The organism is Hymenobacter sp. GOD-10R (assembly GCF_035609205.1).
Classification (GTDB): domain Bacteria; phylum Bacteroidota; class Bacteroidia; order Cytophagales; family Hymenobacteraceae; genus Hymenobacter.
This window is the reverse complement of the sequence record NZ_CP141184.1, coordinates 3,952,307-3,972,500: the sequence shown is the minus strand read 5'-3', so window position 1 is coordinate 3,972,500 and position 20,194 is coordinate 3,952,307. Positions and strand designations below refer to the sequence as shown.

The 20,194-nt window shown below is 52.2% G+C and carries 10 protein-coding genes, 3 tRNA genes and 1 rRNA gene (1 of these 14 only partly in view); 5 read left to right on the top strand and 9 right to left on the bottom strand.

What is annotated here, in order from left to right:
- The 7 genes from SD425_RS15830 to SD425_RS15800 all read right to left on the bottom strand — a co-directional run.
- Positions 1 to 366: ribosomal RNA gene (locus SD425_RS15830) — 16S ribosomal RNA — on the bottom strand (it extends 1,149 nt beyond the left edge of the window).
- Between the two features lie 503 nt (positions 367 to 869).
- Entirely contained in the window at positions 870 to 2,306 is a 1,437-nt protein-coding gene (locus SD425_RS15825) for a toxin-antitoxin system YwqK family antitoxin (RefSeq protein WP_324670912.1), read from the bottom strand.
- 381 nt (positions 2,307 to 2,687) lie between these two features.
- Positions 2,688 to 4,157: a glutamate synthase subunit beta gene (locus tag SD425_RS15820; RefSeq protein WP_324670911.1), complete on the bottom strand. Its 1,470-nt coding sequence runs from the start codon at positions 4,155 to 4,157 to the stop codon at positions 2,688 to 2,690.
- Positions 4,158 to 4,160: 3 nt separating this feature from the next.
- Positions 4,161 to 8,687 (bottom strand): glutamate synthase large subunit, encoded by a 4,527-nt coding sequence (gene gltB, locus SD425_RS15815; protein WP_324670910.1) that lies wholly within the window; start codon positions 8,685 to 8,687, stop codon positions 4,161 to 4,163.
- 185 nt (positions 8,688 to 8,872) lie between these two features.
- Entirely contained in the window at positions 8,873 to 10,057 is a 1,185-nt protein-coding gene (locus tag SD425_RS15810; protein ID WP_324670909.1) for an acetyl-CoA C-acyltransferase, read from the bottom strand.
- Between the two features lie 236 nt (positions 10,058 to 10,293).
- On the bottom strand, positions 10,294 to 11,259 hold the full coding sequence (locus tag SD425_RS15805) for a tetratricopeptide repeat protein (RefSeq protein WP_324670908.1): 966 nt from the start codon (positions 11,257 to 11,259) through the stop codon (positions 10,294 to 10,296).
- Between the two features lie 11 nt (positions 11,260 to 11,270).
- A complete protein-coding gene (locus SD425_RS15800) occupies positions 11,271 to 12,245 on the bottom strand; it encodes a vWA domain-containing protein (RefSeq protein ID WP_324670907.1) in 975 nt (324 codons plus the stop codon).
- Positions 12,246 to 12,442: 197 nt separating this feature from the next.
- Here SD425_RS15800 and SD425_RS15795 point away from each other — a divergent pair.
- The 3 genes from SD425_RS15795 to SD425_RS15785 all read left to right on the top strand — a co-directional run bounded on the left by SD425_RS15795 (position 12,443) and on the right by SD425_RS15785 (position 12,811).
- Positions 12,443 to 12,530: transfer RNA gene (locus SD425_RS15795), tRNA-Ser, on the top strand.
- 90 nt (positions 12,531 to 12,620) lie between these two features.
- Positions 12,621 to 12,694, top strand: a tRNA-Pro gene (locus tag SD425_RS15790).
- A 43-nt stretch (positions 12,695 to 12,737) separates the two neighbouring features.
- Positions 12,738 to 12,811, top strand: a tRNA-Arg gene (locus SD425_RS15785).
- Between the two features lie 271 nt (positions 12,812 to 13,082).
- Here the strand turns inward: SD425_RS15785 and SD425_RS15780 are convergent.
- Both SD425_RS15780 and SD425_RS15775 read right to left on the bottom strand, forming a co-directional pair.
- Positions 13,083 to 14,726 (bottom strand): OmpA family protein, encoded by a 1,644-nt coding sequence (locus SD425_RS15780; protein ID WP_324670906.1) that lies wholly within the window; start codon positions 14,724 to 14,726, stop codon positions 13,083 to 13,085.
- 298 nt (positions 14,727 to 15,024) lie between these two features.
- The gene (locus tag SD425_RS15775; protein WP_324670905.1) at positions 15,025 to 15,426 is read right to left on the bottom strand and encodes a response regulator; all 402 of its coding nucleotides are present in this window, start codon (positions 15,424 to 15,426) and stop codon (positions 15,025 to 15,027) included.
- Positions 15,427 to 15,640: 214 nt separating this feature from the next.
- Here SD425_RS15775 and SD425_RS15770 point away from each other — a divergent pair, with 214 nt between their 5' ends.
- Together SD425_RS15770 and galB are read left to right on the top strand one after the other, a co-directional pair.
- Complete coding sequence (locus tag SD425_RS15770; protein WP_324670904.1) at positions 15,641 to 17,089, top strand: Gfo/Idh/MocA family oxidoreductase; 1,449 nt, start codon at positions 15,641 to 15,643, stop codon at positions 17,087 to 17,089.
- Positions 17,090 to 17,549: 460 nt separating this feature from the next.
- Positions 17,550 to 20,039 carry a beta-galactosidase GalB gene (gene galB / locus SD425_RS15765; protein WP_324670903.1) on the top strand — a complete coding sequence of 830 codons (2,490 nt, stop codon included), beginning with the start codon at positions 17,550 to 17,552 and terminating at the stop codon, positions 20,037 to 20,039.
- The last annotated feature ends 155 nt before the right edge of the window (positions 20,040 to 20,194 follow it).

Sequence of the window (20,194 nt, the reverse complement as noted above, 5' to 3'; positions counted from 1 at the left end):
CCATTGCCCAATATTCCCTACTGCTGCCTCCCGTAGGAGTCTGGCCCGTATCTCAGTGCCAGTGTGGGGGATCACCCTCTCAGGTCCCCTAAGCATCGTCGCCATGGTGGGCCGTTACCCCGCCATCTAGCTAATGCTACGCAACCCCATCCACTACCAATAAATCTTTCCCAATTGCCTGATGCCAGGCTGCTGGTATATGCGGTATTAATCCGCCTTTCGGCGGGCTATCCCCCAGTAGTGGGTAAGTTGGTTACGCGTTACGCACCCGTGCGCCACTAGCGGTATTGCTACCGCCCGTTCGACTTGCATGTATTAGGCCTGCCGCTAGCGTTCATCCTGAGCCAGGATCAAACTCTCCATTGTATAATACTCTTAGCACCTGCCGAAGCAGGGCCGATGTCTTGTGCCACCCAACTCGTTGTAGAGTCAGGAGCTGCCAAGCGCTTGCTACCGACCTAGTTGCCTAGGCGGGCAGCCTTACCTGTTTGTCTTTTCCAATCACTCAAAGAACGGGCGGCGCGCCCAATCGGTGCGCCGGTGCAGAAGCGAGCAGCAAAGCTCTTTTCCGTTTGGGAGGGCAAAGGTACGAAGCGTTTTTCGTTGAACCAACTGCCCGCTTAACTTTTTTTTACTCCGCTACGTTAACCGGAGTACTATAACCGCTTCCAGCTGAAACGGGCTGCAAAGATACAAAATGATGTTAGTCTTTCGCAAGCACTACAAGAATTTTTTCAAAGTTGCTCTTACGTTTCCTCTGAGAGCCGATTGCTCATGAACGGGGTGCAAAAGTAGTAAACGCATTTAAGATTGCAAGAAGTGTCTCTACATTTTTTGTGAATCTACTCCAGTGAAGTACTATTAAAGCTTTACTTGAGCCCAGATGGGACAGTTTGGCCATTTCTGAATGTCTTTTTTTGGCTGATGGTTTTTCCATCTAGACCGAAGTACGTCCACACTCCAGTTTCCTTATTGTTACGGTAGGCACCTGTTACTTCTGCAGTGCCATCCTCTCTAAATTGCTTAAAAGGGCCTAGCTTGATGCCTTTTACGTAAGTGGTTTCCGCCTTGATTTTTCCTGATACATAATACTCTTGTCCAAGGCCTACTGGACGGCCATTTTCATAGGAAAGACGAGTTTGTATAGTTCCATTAGGATAATAAGTGAGTTTTTCTCCTGACAGTTTACCTGCTACGTAGGTCTCCTGACTTTGCACTTGTTTAGTAGCAGGGTAAAAAGTACGCCAGATACCAACGGGTAGGTTGTTTTTGAATTGCTGTTCTTGATGAACTCCTCCTTCGGGAAAATACGACGTGACTTTACGGTCGCGTGCCTGATTTGCATAGTCTGTCTCACGCTCGATTTTTCCTGACTCAAAGAAATCTTGGGCCTGACCAGTAAGCGTGCCATTACGGTATGTCATCTTACTGCGAATAGTTCCGCTTTCATAATAGGCTTTGGCAGGACCATCTAGGTTGCTGGTGCCACCTGCCAGAGACGTAGCACGTTTTGTAAGATCATCAGCTAAAGGGTTTGTTATACTACGACCTGTTAGAGCGGCAGCTACGTAATTCCCCTCAGTGCGAAGCTTACCAGACGGGTAATAGCTATGATAGCTACCGCGGCCAGCTTTATCGGCTAGAATCTCAGTCTCAACTTGACCATTATCATAGTATGTTTTGTAAGCGCCCGCCAATAGACCGCCCCGATAAGTAGCTTCACTTTGGAGTTGTCCATTAGGGTAGAAGGTTTTCACTGGGCCGTTTGCTTGGCCATTTTGATAAGTGATTTCAACTCTAGGTTTGCCAGACGGATACAATTCTCGGACTGCACCAGCCGGTTGACCATTGGTGAGAGTAGTTTCTAATTTTACTTCGCCATTGGGATGATAAGTCCGCAAGATGCCAGTAGGCTGGTCATTCTCGTAGGTACCTTCCTGCGCTACTTTCCCTGTCTCATAGTAGGTTTTGAACGGTCCCTGTCGAATTCCTTGTCGGTAGGTGACTTCTAGACGGCGTTGACCGCTCGGATGATACTCTACATATGCACTGTCTCGTTTGCCGCCAGCGTAACGGGTCTGGGATTCGATTTTGCCAGATCTATAAAAACGTTTGTATGATCCTTCCATTACTGTGTCAGCACCTACTATTGCTGAGTAAACTTCACGGATGCTAGTATTTGTGGAGTCTCGGTATGTGACGAAGCGACGCAACTTCTGCGCGTGGGTAATAGAAGAAGCACAGCAAACAAGTGAGAGCAGCAAGAACAAACGTTTCATGTAGATCAAAACGGGGAAAAGCGCCATAAAGTACGCTTTGTAGTTAACGGAAGGTGATAATTGGATAGGCAACAGGCTCAAGCCACTTATGCACATTTACTTAAGTTGACTAGGTAGAGCCTAATTGGAAAAGTAAGATGGAAAACATGCTAGTTAAAAATTAGTAAGCCAGACTAATTACTATATAAGAGTCGCGCCTTCTCTTGTAGCATAATAGCAGAAGCAATGAGCTACAGTCGCGCCAAACTAATTTGGCATGACTAGTTCTTTCACGTAGACACTAGTTATAGCAAGCGCTTGACAATTGAGTGAGATGAGATATTAACTAGAAGTACAGCTTATGCCGAACGTAAAAAAGCCTCGTTGTAAGTACAACGAGGCTTTTTTACGTTCGGCATAAGCTGTACTCTATGCGAACATGCTTACGGCATCTTTGCTAGGCAGGGAGGTTTTACCAGTGAGGAACAAATCTATTCTACGAGCAGCTTCCCGGCCCTCAGAAATAGCCCATACAACTAGAGATTGACCGCGGCGCATATCGCCAGCAGTAAATACTTTCTGTACGCTTGTTTGGAAAGAGCCTTCACGGGCTTTTACGTTGCCTCGCTCGTCCAACTCTACACCTAGCTGCTCTAACAAGCCCTGACGTTGTGGATGCAGAAAGCCCATAGCGAGAAATACTCGCTGGCAAGGAATTTCCCGCTCGGAGCCTTCTACTTCAGAGAACTTACTTGGTCGGCCCATCAAGTCTGTTTCCCAAGAGACATCTGATACACGCAACGCTTTTAAGTTGCCATCTTCATCGCCGATAAACGCTTTTGTATTGACTCCCCAAAAACGCTCACAGCCTTCTTCGTGAGAGCTAGTCGTTTTAAGGACCATCGGGTACGTTGGCCAGGGCATGTGTTGAGTCCGCTCCTTTGGTGGCTGGAACATCACTTCAAACTGCCGAACGCTAGCTGCCTTCTGGCGGTTGGAAGTACCTACGCAGTCGGAGCCTGTGTCGCCACCGCCGATAACAACTACATCGTGGCCAGTGGTTAAGATGGGCTCTTGCGTAATCTCTCGCTCGCTAACGCGCTTGTTCTGTTGCTTTAGGAAATCCATAGCAAAGTAAATACCCTTTAGCTCTCGGCCCGGAATTTTCAGGTCACGTGGGATGGTGGAGCCACCGGCTAGCACCACCGCGTCGAAGTCGCGGAGTAGTGTGGAAGCGGGGAGGTCTTTGCCGATTTCTACACCGCATTGGAAGATGATGCCTTCCTCCTGCATAATCTGAACACGGCGCTCAACAACCCATTTCTCAAGCTTGAAATCAGGAATTCCGTAGCGCAGCAAGCCGCCGGGCACGTCATCGCGCTCAAAAACAGTAACACTGTGCCCTGCCTTGTTTAACTGTGCTGCCGTAGCTAGACCCGCAGGACCAGAGCCAATAACGGCCACCGTTTTACCAGAGCGCAGCAGGGGAGGAGCCGCTTTTATGTACCCTTTGCTATACGCAATTTCAATGATATGCTTCTCAATTTCTTCGATAGCGACCGGTGGCCTATTGATACCTAAGACACAAGACGCTTCACAGGGAGCTGGGCAAATACGACCTGTAAACTCAGGGAAATTGTTGGTGGAAGAAAGGATGCTGTAAGCCTCTTCCCACTGCTCCTTATAAACTGCATCGTTGAACTCCGGAATAATGTTGCCAAGTGGGCAGCCCGAATGACAGAACGGGATGCCGCAGTTCATACAGCGGGCCGCCTGATGGTTGAGCTCTGGCGCAGAATATTTACCTACGAACTCGTGATAGTTGTTCACGCGCTCCACAACTGGCAGCTTAATGGGTAGCTCCCGGTCGAACTCTTTGAATCCTGTTACTTTTCCCATGACTTAGCGAGCGGCTTGATATTGTGCTTGTTGAACAACCTTTTTATACTCCGACGGAAAGACTTTTACAAACTTGCTGGCTTCTGTTGCCCAATTATTGAGCAGATCGTCGGCCAGGCGGCTTTGCGTGAGGCGCCGGTGCTTGTGCAACAGCTTCTGGATATAGGCTTCGTCCTCCGAGTCTAGGCCCTCCAGCTCTACCATTTCGGGGTTGCAGTTGTCTGGGAATGTGCCATCGGGGTCATATACCCAGGCAATACCGCCGCTCATGCCTGCCGCGAAGTTGCGGCCTGTTTTGCCTAGAATAAGAGCGCGACCACCTGTCATGTATTCGCAGCCGTGGTCACCAACGCCTTCCACTACAGCCACTGCACCCGAGTTACGTACGGCAAATCGTTCGCCGGCCTGACCGCGCACATACAGCTCACCAGAAGTAGCGCCATACAGCGCCACGTTGCCAATAATAATATTCGCTTCGGGCACAAACTGACTTTCAGCGGCCGGATAGATAGCTAGCTCAGCACCCGACAGGCCTTTGCCAACATAGTCGTTCGCCTCACCTTCTAGCTCAAAAGACAAGCCCTTCGCGGCAAAAGCACCAAAGCTCTGGCCTGCTGATCCGTAGAACTTGAAGTTGATGGTATTATCGGGCAAACCAGCACCGTGGTAAAGTTTTGTTACCTCATTGGAGAGCAACGTGCCCAAGGTACGGTCGGTATTTTTAACCTTGAAAGAAGCAAATACCGGCGTTTTCTCGTCAAGAGCTGGTCCGGCTTTCGCCAGCAATTCCCAGTCGAGTACCGCGTCAATGCCGTGATCTTGCGCTTCGCTATTATATAGAGTAGCACCAGAAGGATTCGAGACAGGAGCCAGCAGACCAGAGAGGTCCAACTGACGGGCTTTCCAGTGGTCGAGGCCATCCTTCATCTTGAGGAACTGTGTGCGACCTACCATCTCGTTAACGGTACGGAAACCTAGGTCAGCCATGATTTCGCGCAACTCTTCAGCCAGGAAGCGGAACAGGTTCACGATGTGCTCGGGCTGACCGCTGAACAGCTTGCGCAGCTCAGGATCTTGGGTTGCAACGCCAACTGGGCAGGTATTCAGGTGGCACTTGCGCATCATGATGCAGCCGCCTGCTACGAGTGCTGCTGTTGCTACACCCCACTCTTCGGCACCTAACAGCGCCGCAATAGCTAAGTCACGACCCGTTTTGAGCTGACCGTCAGTTTGCAGGACCACACGGCTGCGGAGTTTGTTCCGCACAAGCGTTTGGTGCGCCTCAGCGAGACCTAGCTCCCAGGGCAAACCTGCATGCTTGATCGAACTAATAGGCGAAGCACCCGTGCCACCATCGTAACCTGCAATCAGGATTACGTCGGCGTGAGCTTTGGCCACGCCTGCCGCAATGGTTCCTACACCAGCCTTCGAAACCAGCTTCACGTTGATGCGGGCAGCGCGGTTAGCATTCTTCAGGTCAAAGATCAGCTGAGCTAGGTCTTCGATAGAATAGATATCGTGGTGAGGCGGTGGCGAAATCAAGCCCACGCCAGGAGTAGAGTGGCGTACTTTAGCAATCCACTCGTCAACCTTATGGCCGGGCAACTGGCCCCCTTCACCAGGCTTAGCGCCCTGCGCCATCTTGATCTGAAGCTCGTCGGCATTGGTGAGATAGTGAGCCGTAACGCCAAAACGAGCAGACGCAATCTGTTTGATGGCTGAACGCATGGAGTCGCCGTTAGCCATCTTCTCATAGCGTAGCGGATCTTCGCCACCCTCACCCGTATTGCTCTTGCCGCCGATGCGGTTCATGGCAATAGCTAGGGTGCTGTGGGCTTCGTGCGAGATAGAGCCGAACGACATGGCACCCGTTGCAAAGCGCTTCATGATGCTTTCCGCTGGCTCAACTTCGTCTAGGGAAATACGCTCACGGTGATGCGCAAAGTCTAGCAGACCACGGATGGTGAACATCTTGCTGCCTTGCTCATTGATCAAAGCTGCGTAGTTCTTGTACACCTCGTAATTGCCGGTGCGCGTTGCGTTTTGTAGCAAGTGCACCGTCTGCGGATTGAACAAGTGGGCTTCGCCACGGCGCTTCCACTGATATACACCACCTTCTGGTAGCAAGTGCTGCTCCGAATCGCTGTCGCTGAAGCCGTTGTTGTGCTTATAGAGCGTTTCGCGCGCAATGCTGTCCAAGTCGAGGCCGCCGATGCGAGTAACCGCGCCGGTGAAGTAGCGGTCAACCACATCCTGCTGGATACCTAGGATCTCGAAGATTTGAGAGCCGTGATACGACTGAAGCGTCGAAATTCCCATTTTCGAGAAGATCTTCAGCAACCCATCGCATACCGCTTTGATGTAGTTCTTATTGAGCTGCTTGATGTCGAGCGAAGTTTCCAGCTTGCCTTGGCTCTTCATCGTGTACAAGCTAGCAAGAGCTAGGTACGGATTGATGGCAGTAGCGCCAAAAGCTAGCAAGCAGGCGAAGTGATGCACTTCCCACACATCACCTGCTTCGACTACCAAGCCAACAGAGCCCCGGTAGCCTTTCTTGATGAGATGGTGGTGGACCGCTGATACGGCGAGCAACGATGGAATAGGAGCGTGGCCCGAGTCGACAGCACGGTCGGAGAGGATAAGAACCTCAAACCCGTCTTCCACCGCATCTTCTGCATAGCGGCACAAACGATCTAAGCCGCTCTTCAAAGAGCCCGGCTTGCCATCGGCCTTGAAATAGGTTTGCAGTGTCTTGGCATTGAACATGCCCGTGTCAATACTGCGAAGCTTCTCAAGTTCTAAGTTCGTCAGGATAGGCTGGCGCAGAGCGACGCAGTGGCAGTGCATCTTGTCCTCGTCCAAGATGTTGCCATTGTTGCCAATAAATGTCGCCAAGCTCATCACCAAACGCTCCCGGATGGGGTCGATAGGAGGGTTCGTTACCTGTGCAAAGAATTGCTTGAAATAGCTAGATAAGTGCTGAGGACGATCGGAGAGGATGGCCAGCGGTACATCGGTACCCATGGAGCCAATGGGCTCTTTGCCATCAAGCGCCATTGGCTTGATGATGGTTTCGATATCTTCGCGGCTGTAGCCGAATACCTTATGATAACGGAACACCGACTCGCTAGCTAGCTCTGTGAAGGCCACGCGGGGCTCCGGAAGCTCCTCCAAGCGAATCTTATAGTTTTCTAGCCATTGGCCATAAGGCTGCCGGGTAGCTAGCTCCGTCTTAATTTCTTGGTCGGTGATGATCTTGCCGGCAGCAGTGTCTACTAGGAACATCTTGCCGGGCTGTAAACGACCTTTCTCTACAACGGTCTTCTCGTCGATGGTGAGCACACCAGCTTCGGACGCTACCAGCACGCGGCCATCGTTGGTCACCACATAGCGCAGCGGACGCAGACCATTGCGGTCTAGCATCGAGCCAATGATTTTGCCGTCGGTAAAGGTAAGAGCCGCCGGGCCGTCCCACGGTTCCATGAAGGTAGCATGGAACTCATAGAAGGCTTTCTTAAGCGGATCCATCTGCTCGTTGCCATCCCAAGCTTCTGGCACTAGCATCATCATTACGTGGGGCAACGAACGGCCCGAGTGCAGTAGCACTTCAATGATGTTATCGAGGCAGGCCGAATCTGATTGATTGGTATCAATCACTGGGAGCAGCATGTCCATCTCCTCTTTCGAGAAGTAGGGCGACGCATAAGAGCGCAAGCCGGCATAAAACCAGTTGAGGTTGCCTGTGAGCGTATTAATCTCGCCGTTGTGAGCCAGCATACGGAACGGCTGGGCTAGCTTCCACGACGGGAACGTATTGGTAGAGAAGCGTGAGTGAATCATGCCGAAGGCCGACGTCACACGCTCGTCCGACAGATCAGGGAAATAGTTGCGAACCTGGAAGGTCGTTAGTTGTCCCTTGTAGATAATAACCCGGCACGAAAGCGACGTGAAGTAGAAGCTATCGGCCACCTGCTTGTCGGACGTAGCATTCACCGTTTTGGTGATAAAGCGACGCAACACATACAGTTTGCGCTCGAAATCCTCCGGCGTGCGGATATGATTGGGACGGGCAAAAAATACCTGTTCCATATCGGGCTCTGCTGCCAGTGCCGTCTCGCCGATGCCATTGGGGTTTACGGGCACTTTGCGGTAGCCCAGCAGGGGCAGACCTAGCTTTTCAGCCGCTTGGCTGATAATGGCGCGGCACTCTGCTTTAGCGGCAATCTTCTTTGGCATGAAGACCATGCCTACGCCATAACAGCCGGGCTCGGGCAGGCGCATGTTCAGCGCCAAACACTCTTCCAAGAAGAACTCGTGCGGTACCTGGAGTAGGATGCCTGCCCCATCGCCGGAATCGGAATCGCAGCCGCAAGCACCACGGTGTTCCATATTTTCCAAAATCGTGAGAGCATCACTAATAATCTGATGGGAGCGATGCCCATTGATTGTGGTGATAAATCCGGTTCCGCAGGAGTCATGTTCAAATTCTGAACGGTACAAACCTGGGACTTCAGCGCTAGATGGCTTCATCGGTATTGGTTATGTCGTGGCGGGTAGAGAAAGGCAATAGCGTTTGACGTAGCTCGTAAGGTGTCGCAAGTCTCGTTGCGTTACGAATCAAATTTTGTAAAAATAAATTCAAAAGTTTAAAAATATAGCAAAAAAGCCCGCATTTTCAAAAAAAATGCGGGCTTTACGGTGTTTTTACTGAAAATCTAGAGCTTTTGAAGCACAATACTGCTGGCTCCACCGCCACCATTGCAAATACCAGTCACACCAATCTGGCCGCCTTCCTGGCGCAACACGTTTACCAATGTGGTGACAATACGGGCACCGGAGGCCCCGAGCGGATGGCCCAGTGACACCGCGCCTCCGTACACATTTACCTTGGTTCCTTCCAAGTTTAACAGCTTGTTGTTGGCGAGCGATACAACAGAAAAAGCCTCGTTGATCTCATAGAAATCAACTTCCTGTGCTGTAATGCCAGCATGCTTAAGCGCTTTCGGAATAGCTAGGGAGGGAGAGGTCGTAAACCACTCGGGTGCCTGTTCGGCGTCGGCGAAACCTAGAATTTTCGCCAGCGGCGTGACACCTAGCTCTTCGGCTTTTTCCTTGCTCATGAGTAGCACCGCGGCTGCGCCATCGTTGAGTGTCGAGGCATTAGCGGCTGTCACGGTACCTCCTTCTTTCAAAAAGGCTGGTTTTAGGCCGGGTACTTTGGCAAAGTCAACTTTGAGATACTCTTCATCATCTTCTACCACCACGGTTTTGCCGCGGCTCTCGATGGTCACAGGGACAATCTCATCCTTCTTCTTGCCGGCTTGCGCCGCTTGAGCACTGCGGCGGTACGATTCGATAGCAAATTCGTCCTGCTGCTCACGAGTAAAGCCCATTTCTTTAGCCGTATTCTCAGCCGCGTTGCCCATTGCGTAGTCATGGTACGGATCCCAAAGTCCGTCTCTCATTAGGCCGTCAATCATTTGACCATGGCCATATTTAGCACCGAACCGTGCTTTATCGAGATAATACGGCACATTAGACATGCTTTCCATACCTCCCGCCAGAATCACGTCGGCCTGCCCGAGCATAATAGCTTGGGCCGCAAACATGATGGCTTTGGAGCCAGAAGCGCATACTTTGTTAACCGTAACACACTCCACGGTGTCCGGAAGACCTGCTTTGCGAGCAGCTTGCCGAGCAGGCGCTTGACCTAGGTTAGCCGAAATAACATTCCCCATTATCACCTGCTGTACTTCGCTGGGTGCTATGCCTGCCTTGTCTAAAGCACCTTTCAAGGCAATGCCCCCTAGCTCCGTGGCTGATAAAGATGATAACGCGCCACCGAAGCTGCCAATCGGCGTTCGGACGGCAGCAACAACATAAACTTCTTTGGTCTGCATAAAAAGGGTGGTTCTGTGGTACTATTTGGGTGGATGAAGAAGTGCTAATTTAAGAACATGCTAGCACAGGAGTGGTGCAGGCGCGAAAAGCACAGCTAGGTGCTCGCGCTACGAGACTTTTAGGGAGTAAAGAAGAAAGCATGCACTTCCTATCAAATGTGCACCGCATTAGCTAGGCTTCCGTTGCTCTTTCTCCCATACTAACAACAATTCCTATTAACAAAGCGGCGCTACGATCACCAGGCAGGTTGGCTAGGGGCCGGCTTGCTAGCAGCTTTGTGAGGAATTTGCTGTAAATACTGCTGCTCTGCGGTATTCATTGCTTCTAGCAGTTGCCTAGCTTGACCCGTGCTAAGATTCATTTGCTGAAGCCGTGCGCGTTGTGTTTGCAACTGCGCTTCGTTGAGCATAGCTGGATCGGTACCTGCCCGATGGCGTCCTGAAGCGGAACCTTCAGCATCTGTATCGAGCCCACGGGTAGTACCAGGCTCGGTGCCGCTAGCTACATTGCGCCGGGTACCAACGCCAGGTTGGAACCCTCCCTGTGCTGTTGAACCGTCGGTGGTGCTCTGTTGATTAGGGTCACGCTGACCGTTTGGGGCTTGTTTTGCTTGTTGAGGATTCCGTGGGTCATCGGGCTGCGTGAGGTCATCCAGTTGCCCTTGTTGCTGATTGCCCGCTTGCACCCCTGCTTGGGGCTGGCTGTTCGAAGCATCTAACGGCTGCTGTTCCTGCTTACGACGCTGGGCCGCCGCGGGTGACGGGATGTGGGGCGAGTTGCCATTTCGAGCTAGGTAGTTGCTGAGTACTTCGTAATTATAGCGGGCATTAGCGTTGCGCGGATTTGTGAGCAGTGCTTGGCGGAGCAAACCAACAGCTTGCGCATATTCTCCTTGCTGCGCTCGTAACACCGCTAGCTGTTGCTGCGCCGTACCACGTACCGTGCGCGTGTGGCTAGCGAGCAAACGGCCATAATAGGCTTGCGCCTCGGCCACACGACCGGCCCGAGCGTAGGATTGAGCCAGGTTGAGCAGCAACTCCTCTTGGTGACCTCCATACACTTCTACTGCTTGTTGATACAGGCTGGCGGCGGCGGCAAAGTTGCCACGTGCGTACTGCGTAGCGGCTTGCTGCGCTGCCTCATTCCGGTTGTGTACCCGCGTGAGGCCACCCCAGCCGCCTACTATCACAAGTACTATCATCAAGGCAATCTTCACGGCCGAATTACTCTAATGGTCAACAAAACGTCTAGGGCTAGCAACACCAACGCTAAAGCTAGGGGGTAGCGGTATCTATTATCAGCAACCGATACGGTGCGTACTTGCTCCGCTTGGCCTTCCACGCGGTTTAAGGCGTTTACTAATAGAGGAAATTCGTTTCGACGATCAGTAAGTTCAAAGTATTGGCCTCCCGTTTGGGCCGCAAGCCTACGCAACGGCGTTGGCGTCAACCGGCTCACTACCTCGCGCCCCCGGCTGTCGCGCAGAACACGGCCATTAAGCCGAAGTAGGCGTGTACCTTCCAGCGTACCTACTCCCATAGTAAAGAGCCGGGCACCTGAACGCGTAAGTACCCGAACGGTCGGCTCTAAGTTCTCCCCAAAGTCCTCGCCATCCGTGACTAGCACGAGTACAGCTGCTCGTGGGGCAGCACCTAGTGCTTGGGGCGTCGCACGCAAGCGCGTAAGCGCTAGCTCAAGTGGTGCAGCTAGGTTTGTACTGCCAGCCGTAATCAGGCTGGTCTGTAAAGTATTAATGAATAAGTGGAGGGCATTCTGATCATAGGTGAGAGGACACTGTACGTACGCTTCGGAGCTAAATACAATAAGGCCAACTCGATCAGCTTGAAAACGACTAATAAGTGCGCTAAGCTCAGCTTGCGCCTTTTGAAGCCGGCTTGGAGCTACATCTGGGGCATCCATGGAGCGCGATACGTCTACTAGTAGCCAGACGTCCTTTCCGGCAGTCCGGACGGGTTGCTGCGTTACCCCGTAGGCTGGCCCTAGCAACGCTACTGTCAGTAACGCGAAAGCAAGACCTCTTAGGACAAGCTTCCAGCCAAGGCGCCAACCACGTTGCCCAAGCGGCGCTGCCAACCGCCAAGTGCGCACCGCGTAACCTATGTAGAGTAAAGCGAAGGCGATGATACCTGTCAGTTCAGGCCAGGAAAGCGAATATGCCCAATTCAAGAGATTAGATGACTTCGGTGAGTAAGCAGGTATGTAGGATAGATTAACAGAATATTTTTTTGATAGGTAACTACTCAGTTAATCAGCCACTCTGCTGCCGTTGCGCAAAGATGTTGAAAGATAATTTTTATCACAGGGTTTGTTTTTCCATTCTAGTCGTATATTTGCGCACTCTTCAGACGGAAGGGACCCTCTTAGGAGAGATGGGTGAGTGGCTGAAACCAGTAGTTTGCTAAACTGCCGTAGCTCTAAAGGCTACCGGGGGTTCGAATCCCCCTCTCTCCGCTGTTGTCCTTATTGAGTCAAATTTTAGTTTGTTGAATATTGAAATAGTTTTATTCAACGAACTAAAATGAAAGCTTAGTATTTAGTTTTCGGGGTGTAGCGTAGCCCGGTATCGCGCCTGCTTTGGGAGCAGGAGGTCGTAGGTTCGAATCCTGCCACCCCGACATTTTACACATTGCCCCGGTCACCGGGCCGGATTTTTATTCCGACCCCGTAGCTCAGTTGGATAGAGCAGCTGCCTTCTAAGCAGCCGGTCATTGGTTCGAATCCAATCGGGGCCACGTCCAGAAAAAGCCACCTAGCTTGCTAGGTGGCTTTTTTGTTTATCCTATTACCTGAGTAATGTAACCTAGCCCGCGGAGGCAGGTGTAATCCGCAATATTGCTCACATAAGCAACTTAGCTGCATACTGAGACAGTGTCGTTATATAGTACGCTAGTCTTCTTCTATTCCTTAAAGCAGCAAGCCCATGCACCTAGTCGTTGCTTCAACTTAGGTGCATGGGCTTGCTTGTTGTACTCCAGGCTTCTTAAATGTACAGTGTTAATACTCCTACCATTCCAACGTAGGCTGCTTCGGTGCCCTACGCGGCGTACGTGATGGTTGTTTTCTAATAGTTTGCTTGCCTGAACGCGGCTTGCTAACTGTCTTCCTAGGTACTGGTTTCTTTTTGAGCGGTGTGGCTTTACCTTTTTTCGGGGTGACCAGCGCAGATGGTGTTGGCTCGGGGCCGTATTTAGCTTGTGCAGTATTGGGGTCACCAGTTAAGAACAGGTCGAACTCTACTCGACGGTTGCGGGCGCGTCCTGCCTCAGTAGTGTTGGCCGCTAGTGGATAGCGCGGGCCATAGCCTCGCCACTCAACGCGTGCTTCCGGCAACCCACGCTCGAGCAAATAACGACGGGCTGAAGCAGCTCGCTCGCGTGACAAACGTAAGTTGAAGGCTGCGGGACCTTGACTATCGGTGTGCCCAGCAATGCTCAATGAGTAATCGGGGTACTGCGTGAGAATGCGAGCGATAGTATCAAGGGTGGAATAGGAGGCAGGCAGCAGGGTAGCATTGTTACGCTCAAAACCAATCAGCTTGGTTGCTTCCTGCAAGCGTTGGCGAGTCGCTGCCTGAATTTCGGGGCAACCATGGTTGGTTACAGGGCCTGCATGATCAGGGCAACGGTCCTCCGTATTCGGTACACCATCACCATCGATATCAAGGCTTGAACTAGCACTTTTTGTACTAACAACCGTGTCGGAGGCCACACTTGGGGCAGGGCATCCTTGTGCATTCACTGCGGTACCAACGGGCGTGTCCGGGCATTGATCATCCGAATCACTCACCCCATCTTGGTCAGTGTCAGGGCAGCCGTGTAGTTCAATGGAGCCTGGCTTATCTGGGCAGGCATCATCTACGTCGTCTACGCCGTCGTTGTCTCTGTCGGGGCAACCATGTACTTCCGGCTTGCCAGGAATGGATGGGCACTGATCCTGGTAGTTAGGGACACCATCTTTATCATCATCGAGTGGGCAACCGTGGGCATCTACTTCGATGTCGTTCGGCGTATGAGGACACTGGTCTAGTCGATCGGGCACACCATCTTCATCTGCATCGGGCGCTTGACCTAGGTTGATCGTCAGGCCCACAGTGTGCTGCAAAAACCGGTCGGCCCATCGCGACGGCTTTTCTTGGGTTAGGCCATCCAAGTCGGCGTACATTGGTAGATGCTGGCTACTCTGCACAAACAGGCCCAGGCTGCCGCCCAAACGAAGATTCAACCCTGCACCGGCCAACACATCTACATAGCCTTTCTCTGTGTTGATGCGAATACCATCGGCCAGCCCCGTTCGACTAGCGAAAGTCCAGCCCGAGCCAGCAAACAAGTATGGCTGAATAACAGCTTTTTCTTTTAACGCCCAACCATTGTTCAACTTGAATTTGAACCCTACGTTGGCATTGACCAGTGTACTAGTAAAAGAGGTAGTGGTGCTGGGCTGCCCGGTTAGCTGACCGTAAAAAAGCTGGGCATTTAAGTCAATACCCTTTGTTAAATATTGATTGATGGCAAGCCCGGGCGCGTAGCGCTTCTGGGTAAACTGCCAATACTCTGAACCAAAGTCTCCTTTGTATTGCAACACACTGCCGTTTATTCCGATGCTGGTACGACGCTCTGCTGTTTGAGCCAGAGCAGCAGAGGACTGCATGGCAAGCAAGAAAACCAGAGTGGAAGCTAGAGCTGCAAACTGAGAGAAGAAGTACTTCATTAGGGCAGGAAACAGCACAAGCTGGCTGTCAATAAAGCAGGAACAAGTAACCAGCGGCTAAGTTAGATACTATAAACTTAGTATTGTGCAACAATGCTCCGGCAAAGTAGACAAATGGGCAGCTAATATAAACCGTTTGCTTTCCAGCAAGGGGAGCCCAAAGGGTCTCAGGAAGGCAGCCACGATTTGGTTGTTGTGGTTGCCTTCCTGCGTGATAGGTACGCGAGAGCTAGGGTACTTATGCTGATAGTGCGCGTTGGAAATGAAGCTGAAGAATTTGATCAATCTTCTCTTCTGTCAAGGGCTTGCTAATCATGCCATTGATGGATAGACCATTCATGCGGGCTAGATCGTGCGAATTCATAGTAGCTGGGTGCATAACTACGACGGTAGCTTGCTTCTGCTGTTTGGCTTGGTAGTGTTCCAGAAATTCAACACCTGCTGTACCTGACACTTCCATGTCAAGGAGGATGAGTGCTGGTGGAGATTCTTCAAACTCAGCAAGTAAGAAGAGAGCGTCTTGTTCCGTTTCGGCAACCATCAGTTGGTCGGCTACCTCTAAACGGTTTAACAGGCGCTCATTGAGGAAGTTGTTTGTTGCGTCATCGTCGATGAGCAATACGCTAGATAGTTTTTGCATAGGAGTAGGAATAGAGGAAATACACTGTGAGTTAGAAGCCTAGCTCAGAGTATGCAGTAATAGTGCCATCGATACTCACTCGCTTGTTTCGGCGCTTGCGCAGGCAGATGCTTGAAGTGGCATTGCAGGAGCGAAGAAGCAAGGGATAGGATATTGCCGGATAATTTTTATACCTTTTCCCGCTCTATATATCTATCCGCCTCCTCAACCACCCATGAACAAGAATTCCGAGTCTCCATCACGCCGCGAGTTTATAAAGCAGAGTGCTGCGGCGGCAGCTAGCTTCATGATTGTGCCCCGCTTCGTGCTCGGTGGCAAAGGCTACACGGCTCCCAGCGACCAACTCGTAGTAGCTGGCATTGGCGCCGGTGGCAAAGGCGAGAGCGACATTGCGGCCTTTGCCAAAACGGGCAAAGCACGTATTGGCTACCTATGCGATGTTGACGATCGTCGCGCTGCTAAATCGATTAAGTCGTTCCCACAGGCCAAATATTATAAAGATTGGCGCGAGCTGTTTGACAAAGAAGCCAAGAACATCGACGCGGTATCAGTATCGACGCCCGATCACAACCACGCCATCATCACCCTAGCTGCTATGGAGCTTGGCAAGCACGTGTACGTGCAAAAGCCGCTCACCCACGACATCTATGAAGCGCGCATGCTCACCGAAGCCGCCAAACGCTACAAAGTCGTGACGCAGATGGGTAATCAAGGCGCTTCCAACGACGGCGTGCGGCAGCTGCAAGAGTGGTACGATGCCAAGACCATCGGTGACGTCCACACAGTGTATTGCTGGACCGACCGCCCCGTGTGGCCCCAAGGCATTGCTTGGCCTACCACAACTGGCAGCGTGCCATCGGAGCTAGACTGGGACTTATGGCTCGGTACGGCTCCCCAGCGCCCCTACGTTGATCACCTAATACCGTTCAACTGGCGCGGATGGTGGGAGTATGGTACCGGTGCTCTCGGCGACATGGGCTGCCACCTGATGGAAGCACCCTTCAAAGTACTCGGCCTGACATATCCCAAAGCGGTGCAAGCCAGCGTGGGCAGCGTATATGTAGACGAGTTTAAGCGTGGCTACTTCCCCGAGAGCTGCCCGCCATCGAGCCACGTTGTTCTCACATTCCCCAAAACTGACAAAACTAAGGGCGACATAAAAGTGCACTGGATGGATGGCGGCATCCAGCCGGAACGTCCCGCCGAGCTAGGTCCGAACGAAATGTTCGGCGATAATGGCAACGGTATCCTCTTCATCGGCAAAAAAGGCAAGATGATGGCCAGCACTTACTCGGCCGATCCGCGTTTGCTGCCCACTTCGCGCACTCAAGAGGTGAAGGTGAAGCAGAAGTACGAACGGGTGCCGGGCCAAGCCGACGGGCACTACGGGCAGTGGGTAGAGGCTTGCTTGGCTGGCTACGGCAACAAGCAAGTAAGCTCACCTTTCGAGCAAGCTGGTCCCCTAACGGAAGCGCTGCTGATTGCCAACCTAGCTATTCGCGGCTACGATGTGCAGCGCCCCAAATCCTCTGGCTCCGGCGTCGATTATCCTGGCCGCGGCGTGGAACTGCTGTGGGACCCCAAGCAGATGAAAGTAACCAACCTAGATGACGTGAACCGCTTCGTGAAGCGCGACTATCGCGCCGGTTGGAAGCAGAGCTAGGTTTTATGAGCTAGAGTGATAACACGCGGTAGTGTCTGCATGGTGCAGGCGCTGCCGCGTGTTTGCTTTATAGAAGCTAGGTGTACACGCTAGGAGGAGACTAAACATGCACAAAGCCCATTATACAGAATTTGCCCCCGCTTTTTTCAGAAAATACCCACGGGCTTGTACGGTGCGCACTTCTACATTCGCAACAATGAGAAGCTAGGTCGACGAACTAGTAGCTTTTCTGCAGCTCACAATAATAGTGGCCTTCTACTCGCCTGGCCTGAAAGGTGAGCAGCTTTAACCTAGGGGCAAAGTGCCGAAAATGACCAGCAGCGCGTAAGTTGCGCCCTAATCGCGGCATCTGAACCTAGGTATAGAAAGACATTTCTGCGTTGCCTTTGGTAAAGTAGAGCACCTTCACAACGTTCTTTTCCCGGCCTGAGGTCGGGTATTCCCTTTTCTCACACTGCTTATGCTACGTTTTGCCTCTGGGGCTTTCTTGTTTGCTGGACTGCTTTCACTTGCCGATCCGGCAGCGGCCCAAACTCGCCGCGAATACTTACTCGACAAAAATTGGAAGTTTACGAAAGGCGACATCGCCGGCGCTGCTGATCCAACCTTTAAGGATGCCAAGTGGCAGACCGTGAGCGTCCCCCACGATTGGGCTATCTACGGACCCTTTAGCGGCAACAATGACCAACAAGAAGTAAAAATTGAGCAGAACCAGGAGCAGAAAGCATCTGTGAAAACAGGCCGCACCGGTGGCTTGCCGTTTATCGGTACGGGCTGGTATCGACGCCGTTTTACGGTGCCTCAGTTTGCACCCGGAAAGCGGGCTGTGTTGCTCTTTGATGGCGCCATGAGTGATGCGCACGTGTTCGTAAACGGCAAGGAAGTGGGCAGTTGGCCATATGGGTACAACTCGTTTTCCTTCGACATTACGCCCTATTTGCAGGCAAACGGCGAAAATACCCTAGCCGTGCGACTGCAAAATAAGTCGGAAGCGTCGCGCTGGTACCCGGGCGCTGGCCTCTACCGAAACGTGCACCTGATTGTGACGGATGATGTGCATATCCCGGTGTGGGGCACTTACCTAACGACACCTGAAATAAACGCCGACTTTGCCAAGGTAAAGCTGATTACGCAGGTTGAAACGCCCAATAAGGCTTTTCAACCGCTCCGGCTAGAAACTGAAATCCGTGACGCTGCTGGGCAAGTCGTGGCGAAAACTTCGACCCCGCTAGCTGCGACTGATAAGCTCGCTTTCGAGCAGAACCTGGTGGTACCTACGCCTAAACTATGGTCGCCGGAAACCCCAACGCTTTATACGGCATCTTCCAAACTTTACGCCGGCGATGCGCTGAAGGATGAGTACAGCACCCAGTTTGGCGTCCGCTCCTTCAAGTTTGAAGCGGGCAAAGGCTTCTCTCTGAATGGGCAGCCTCGCAAGTTTAAAGGCGTGTGCAACCACCACGACCTAGGTATGCTAGGCACGGCCATCAACACGGCAGCCTTGCGCCGGCAATTGGCCTTGCTGAAAGACATGGGTTGTGATGCCATTCGCACTTCGCACAATATGCCAGCACCAGAGTTGGTGCAACTCTGCGACGAGATGGGCTTTATGCTGATGGTGGAGTCTTTCGATGAGTGGAAAACGCCGAAAGTAAAGAACGGCTACCACCTGTACTTCGACGAATGGTCGGAGAAAGACCTGGTGAACATGGTGCACCGCGACCGGAACCACCCGAGCGTAATTATGTGGAGTATTGGCAACGAAGTGCCCGATCAGAGCGCCCCTGGCGGTGGCAAAATTGCGAAGCGCCTGCAAGATATTGTGCACCGAGAGGACCCCACGCGCCCCGTCACGGCTGGCATGGACCGCATTGACGACGCCATCAATAAGAACTTTGCTTCGGTGCTCGACATTGCGGGGTTCAACTACAAGCCTATGCGCTACGAGGCGGCAAACGATAAGCTGCCGCAAGGCTTCATTCTAGGTACCGAAACGGCCTCTACGGTGAGCTCGCGCGGCGTGTATAAGTTTCCGGTAGTACCTGCCAAGCAGAAGAAGTATCCTGATAATCAGTCGTCTTCCTATGATCTAGAGGCGTGCGTGTGGTCGCAGACACCCGACGAAGAATTTATAAAGCAAGATGACCTAGGTTTCGTCATTGGCGAATTTGTCTGGACGGGCTTCGACTACCTAGGTGAGCCCACGCCCTACGATGAGGTATGGCCCTCACACAGCTCTTACTTTGGTATCCTGGACTTAGCTGGATTACCTAAAGATCGGTATTATTTGTACCGGGCTAAGTGGAACACGCAGCAGCCCACTGTGCATTTGTTGCCGCATTGGACGTGGCCGGGTCGCGAAGGACAGCCTACTCCCGTGTTTTGCTACACAAATGCTCCCTCCGCCGAACTGTTCGTGAATGGCAAGAGCCAGGGCAAGCAGACCAAAGCACCCTCCGACAAGCCGCAGTCACGTTACCGCTTGATGTGGAACGACGTGAAGTATGAGCCCGGCACGATCAAAGTGGTAGCCTACGACGCGCAAGGCAAAGTAGTAGGAGAGGAGGAAGTCAAAACGGCAGGCAAGCCGGACCATATCAAGCTCGTGACCGACCGGACCAACTTGGCCGCTGATGGCCAAGACCTAGCTTTCGTGACGGCACGCGTGGAAGATGCCCAGGGGAATCTTTGCCCTGATGCTACCAACGAGCTGCAAGTCAGTGTGAAAGGAGAGGGCAGCTTCCGGGCTATTGGCAATGGAGATGCTACCAGCCTTGAACTGTTTCACTTGCCCCACATGCATGCCTTCCACGGCGAGTTGGTGGCTGTAGTGCAAACGCAAGAGAAAGCCGGCCAGGTGGAGGTGAACGTAGCAGGCAAAGGCTTGAAAAGTGCCACGCTTCGCTTACAAACCACGGCTGCCTCTGCAAAAGCCAACGGTAGCAGATAAAATACCCGGCACCCAAACCACACCGCATCAGCCGTGTGACCTAGGTATCAACCCACAAAAAAGGGCGCGCTAGCGATACGTTAGCGCGCCCTTTTTTGTGGGTTGATATCTAAGAAGTAGCTGTTCTAGTCATTGATTGCCAATCAGTTCATACC

Excerpts from the sequence above, each read along its gene's own strand:
- SD425_RS15825 (WP_324670912.1), bottom strand. The coding sequence starts at position 2,306 with ATGGCGCTTTTCCCCGTTTTGATCTACATGAAACGTTTGTTCTTGCTG.
- SD425_RS15820 (WP_324670911.1), bottom strand. The coding sequence starts at position 4,157 with ATGGGAAAAGTAACAGGATTCAAAGAGTTCGACCGGGAGCTACCCATT.
- gltB (WP_324670910.1), bottom strand. The coding sequence starts at position 8,687 with ATGAAGCCATCTAGCGCTGAAGTCCCAGGTTTGTACCGTTCAGAATTT.
- SD425_RS15810 (WP_324670909.1), bottom strand. The coding sequence starts at position 10,057 with ATGCAGACCAAAGAAGTTTATGTTGTTGCTGCCGTCCGAACGCCGATT.
- SD425_RS15805 (WP_324670908.1), bottom strand. The coding sequence starts at position 11,259 with ATGATAGTACTTGTGATAGTAGGCGGCTGGGGTGGCCTCACGCGGGTA.
- SD425_RS15780 (WP_324670906.1), bottom strand. The coding sequence starts at position 14,726 with ATGCAGTCCTCTGCTGCTCTGGCTCAAACAGCAGAGCGTCGTACCAGC.
- SD425_RS15775 (WP_324670905.1), bottom strand. The coding sequence starts at position 15,426 with ATGCAAAAACTATCTAGCGTATTGCTCATCGACGATGACGCAACAAAC.
- SD425_RS15770 (WP_324670904.1), top strand. The coding sequence starts at position 15,641 with ATGAACAAGAATTCCGAGTCTCCATCACGCCGCGAGTTTATAAAGCAG.
- galB (WP_324670903.1), top strand. The coding sequence starts at position 17,550 with ATGCTACGTTTTGCCTCTGGGGCTTTCTTGTTTGCTGGACTGCTTTCA.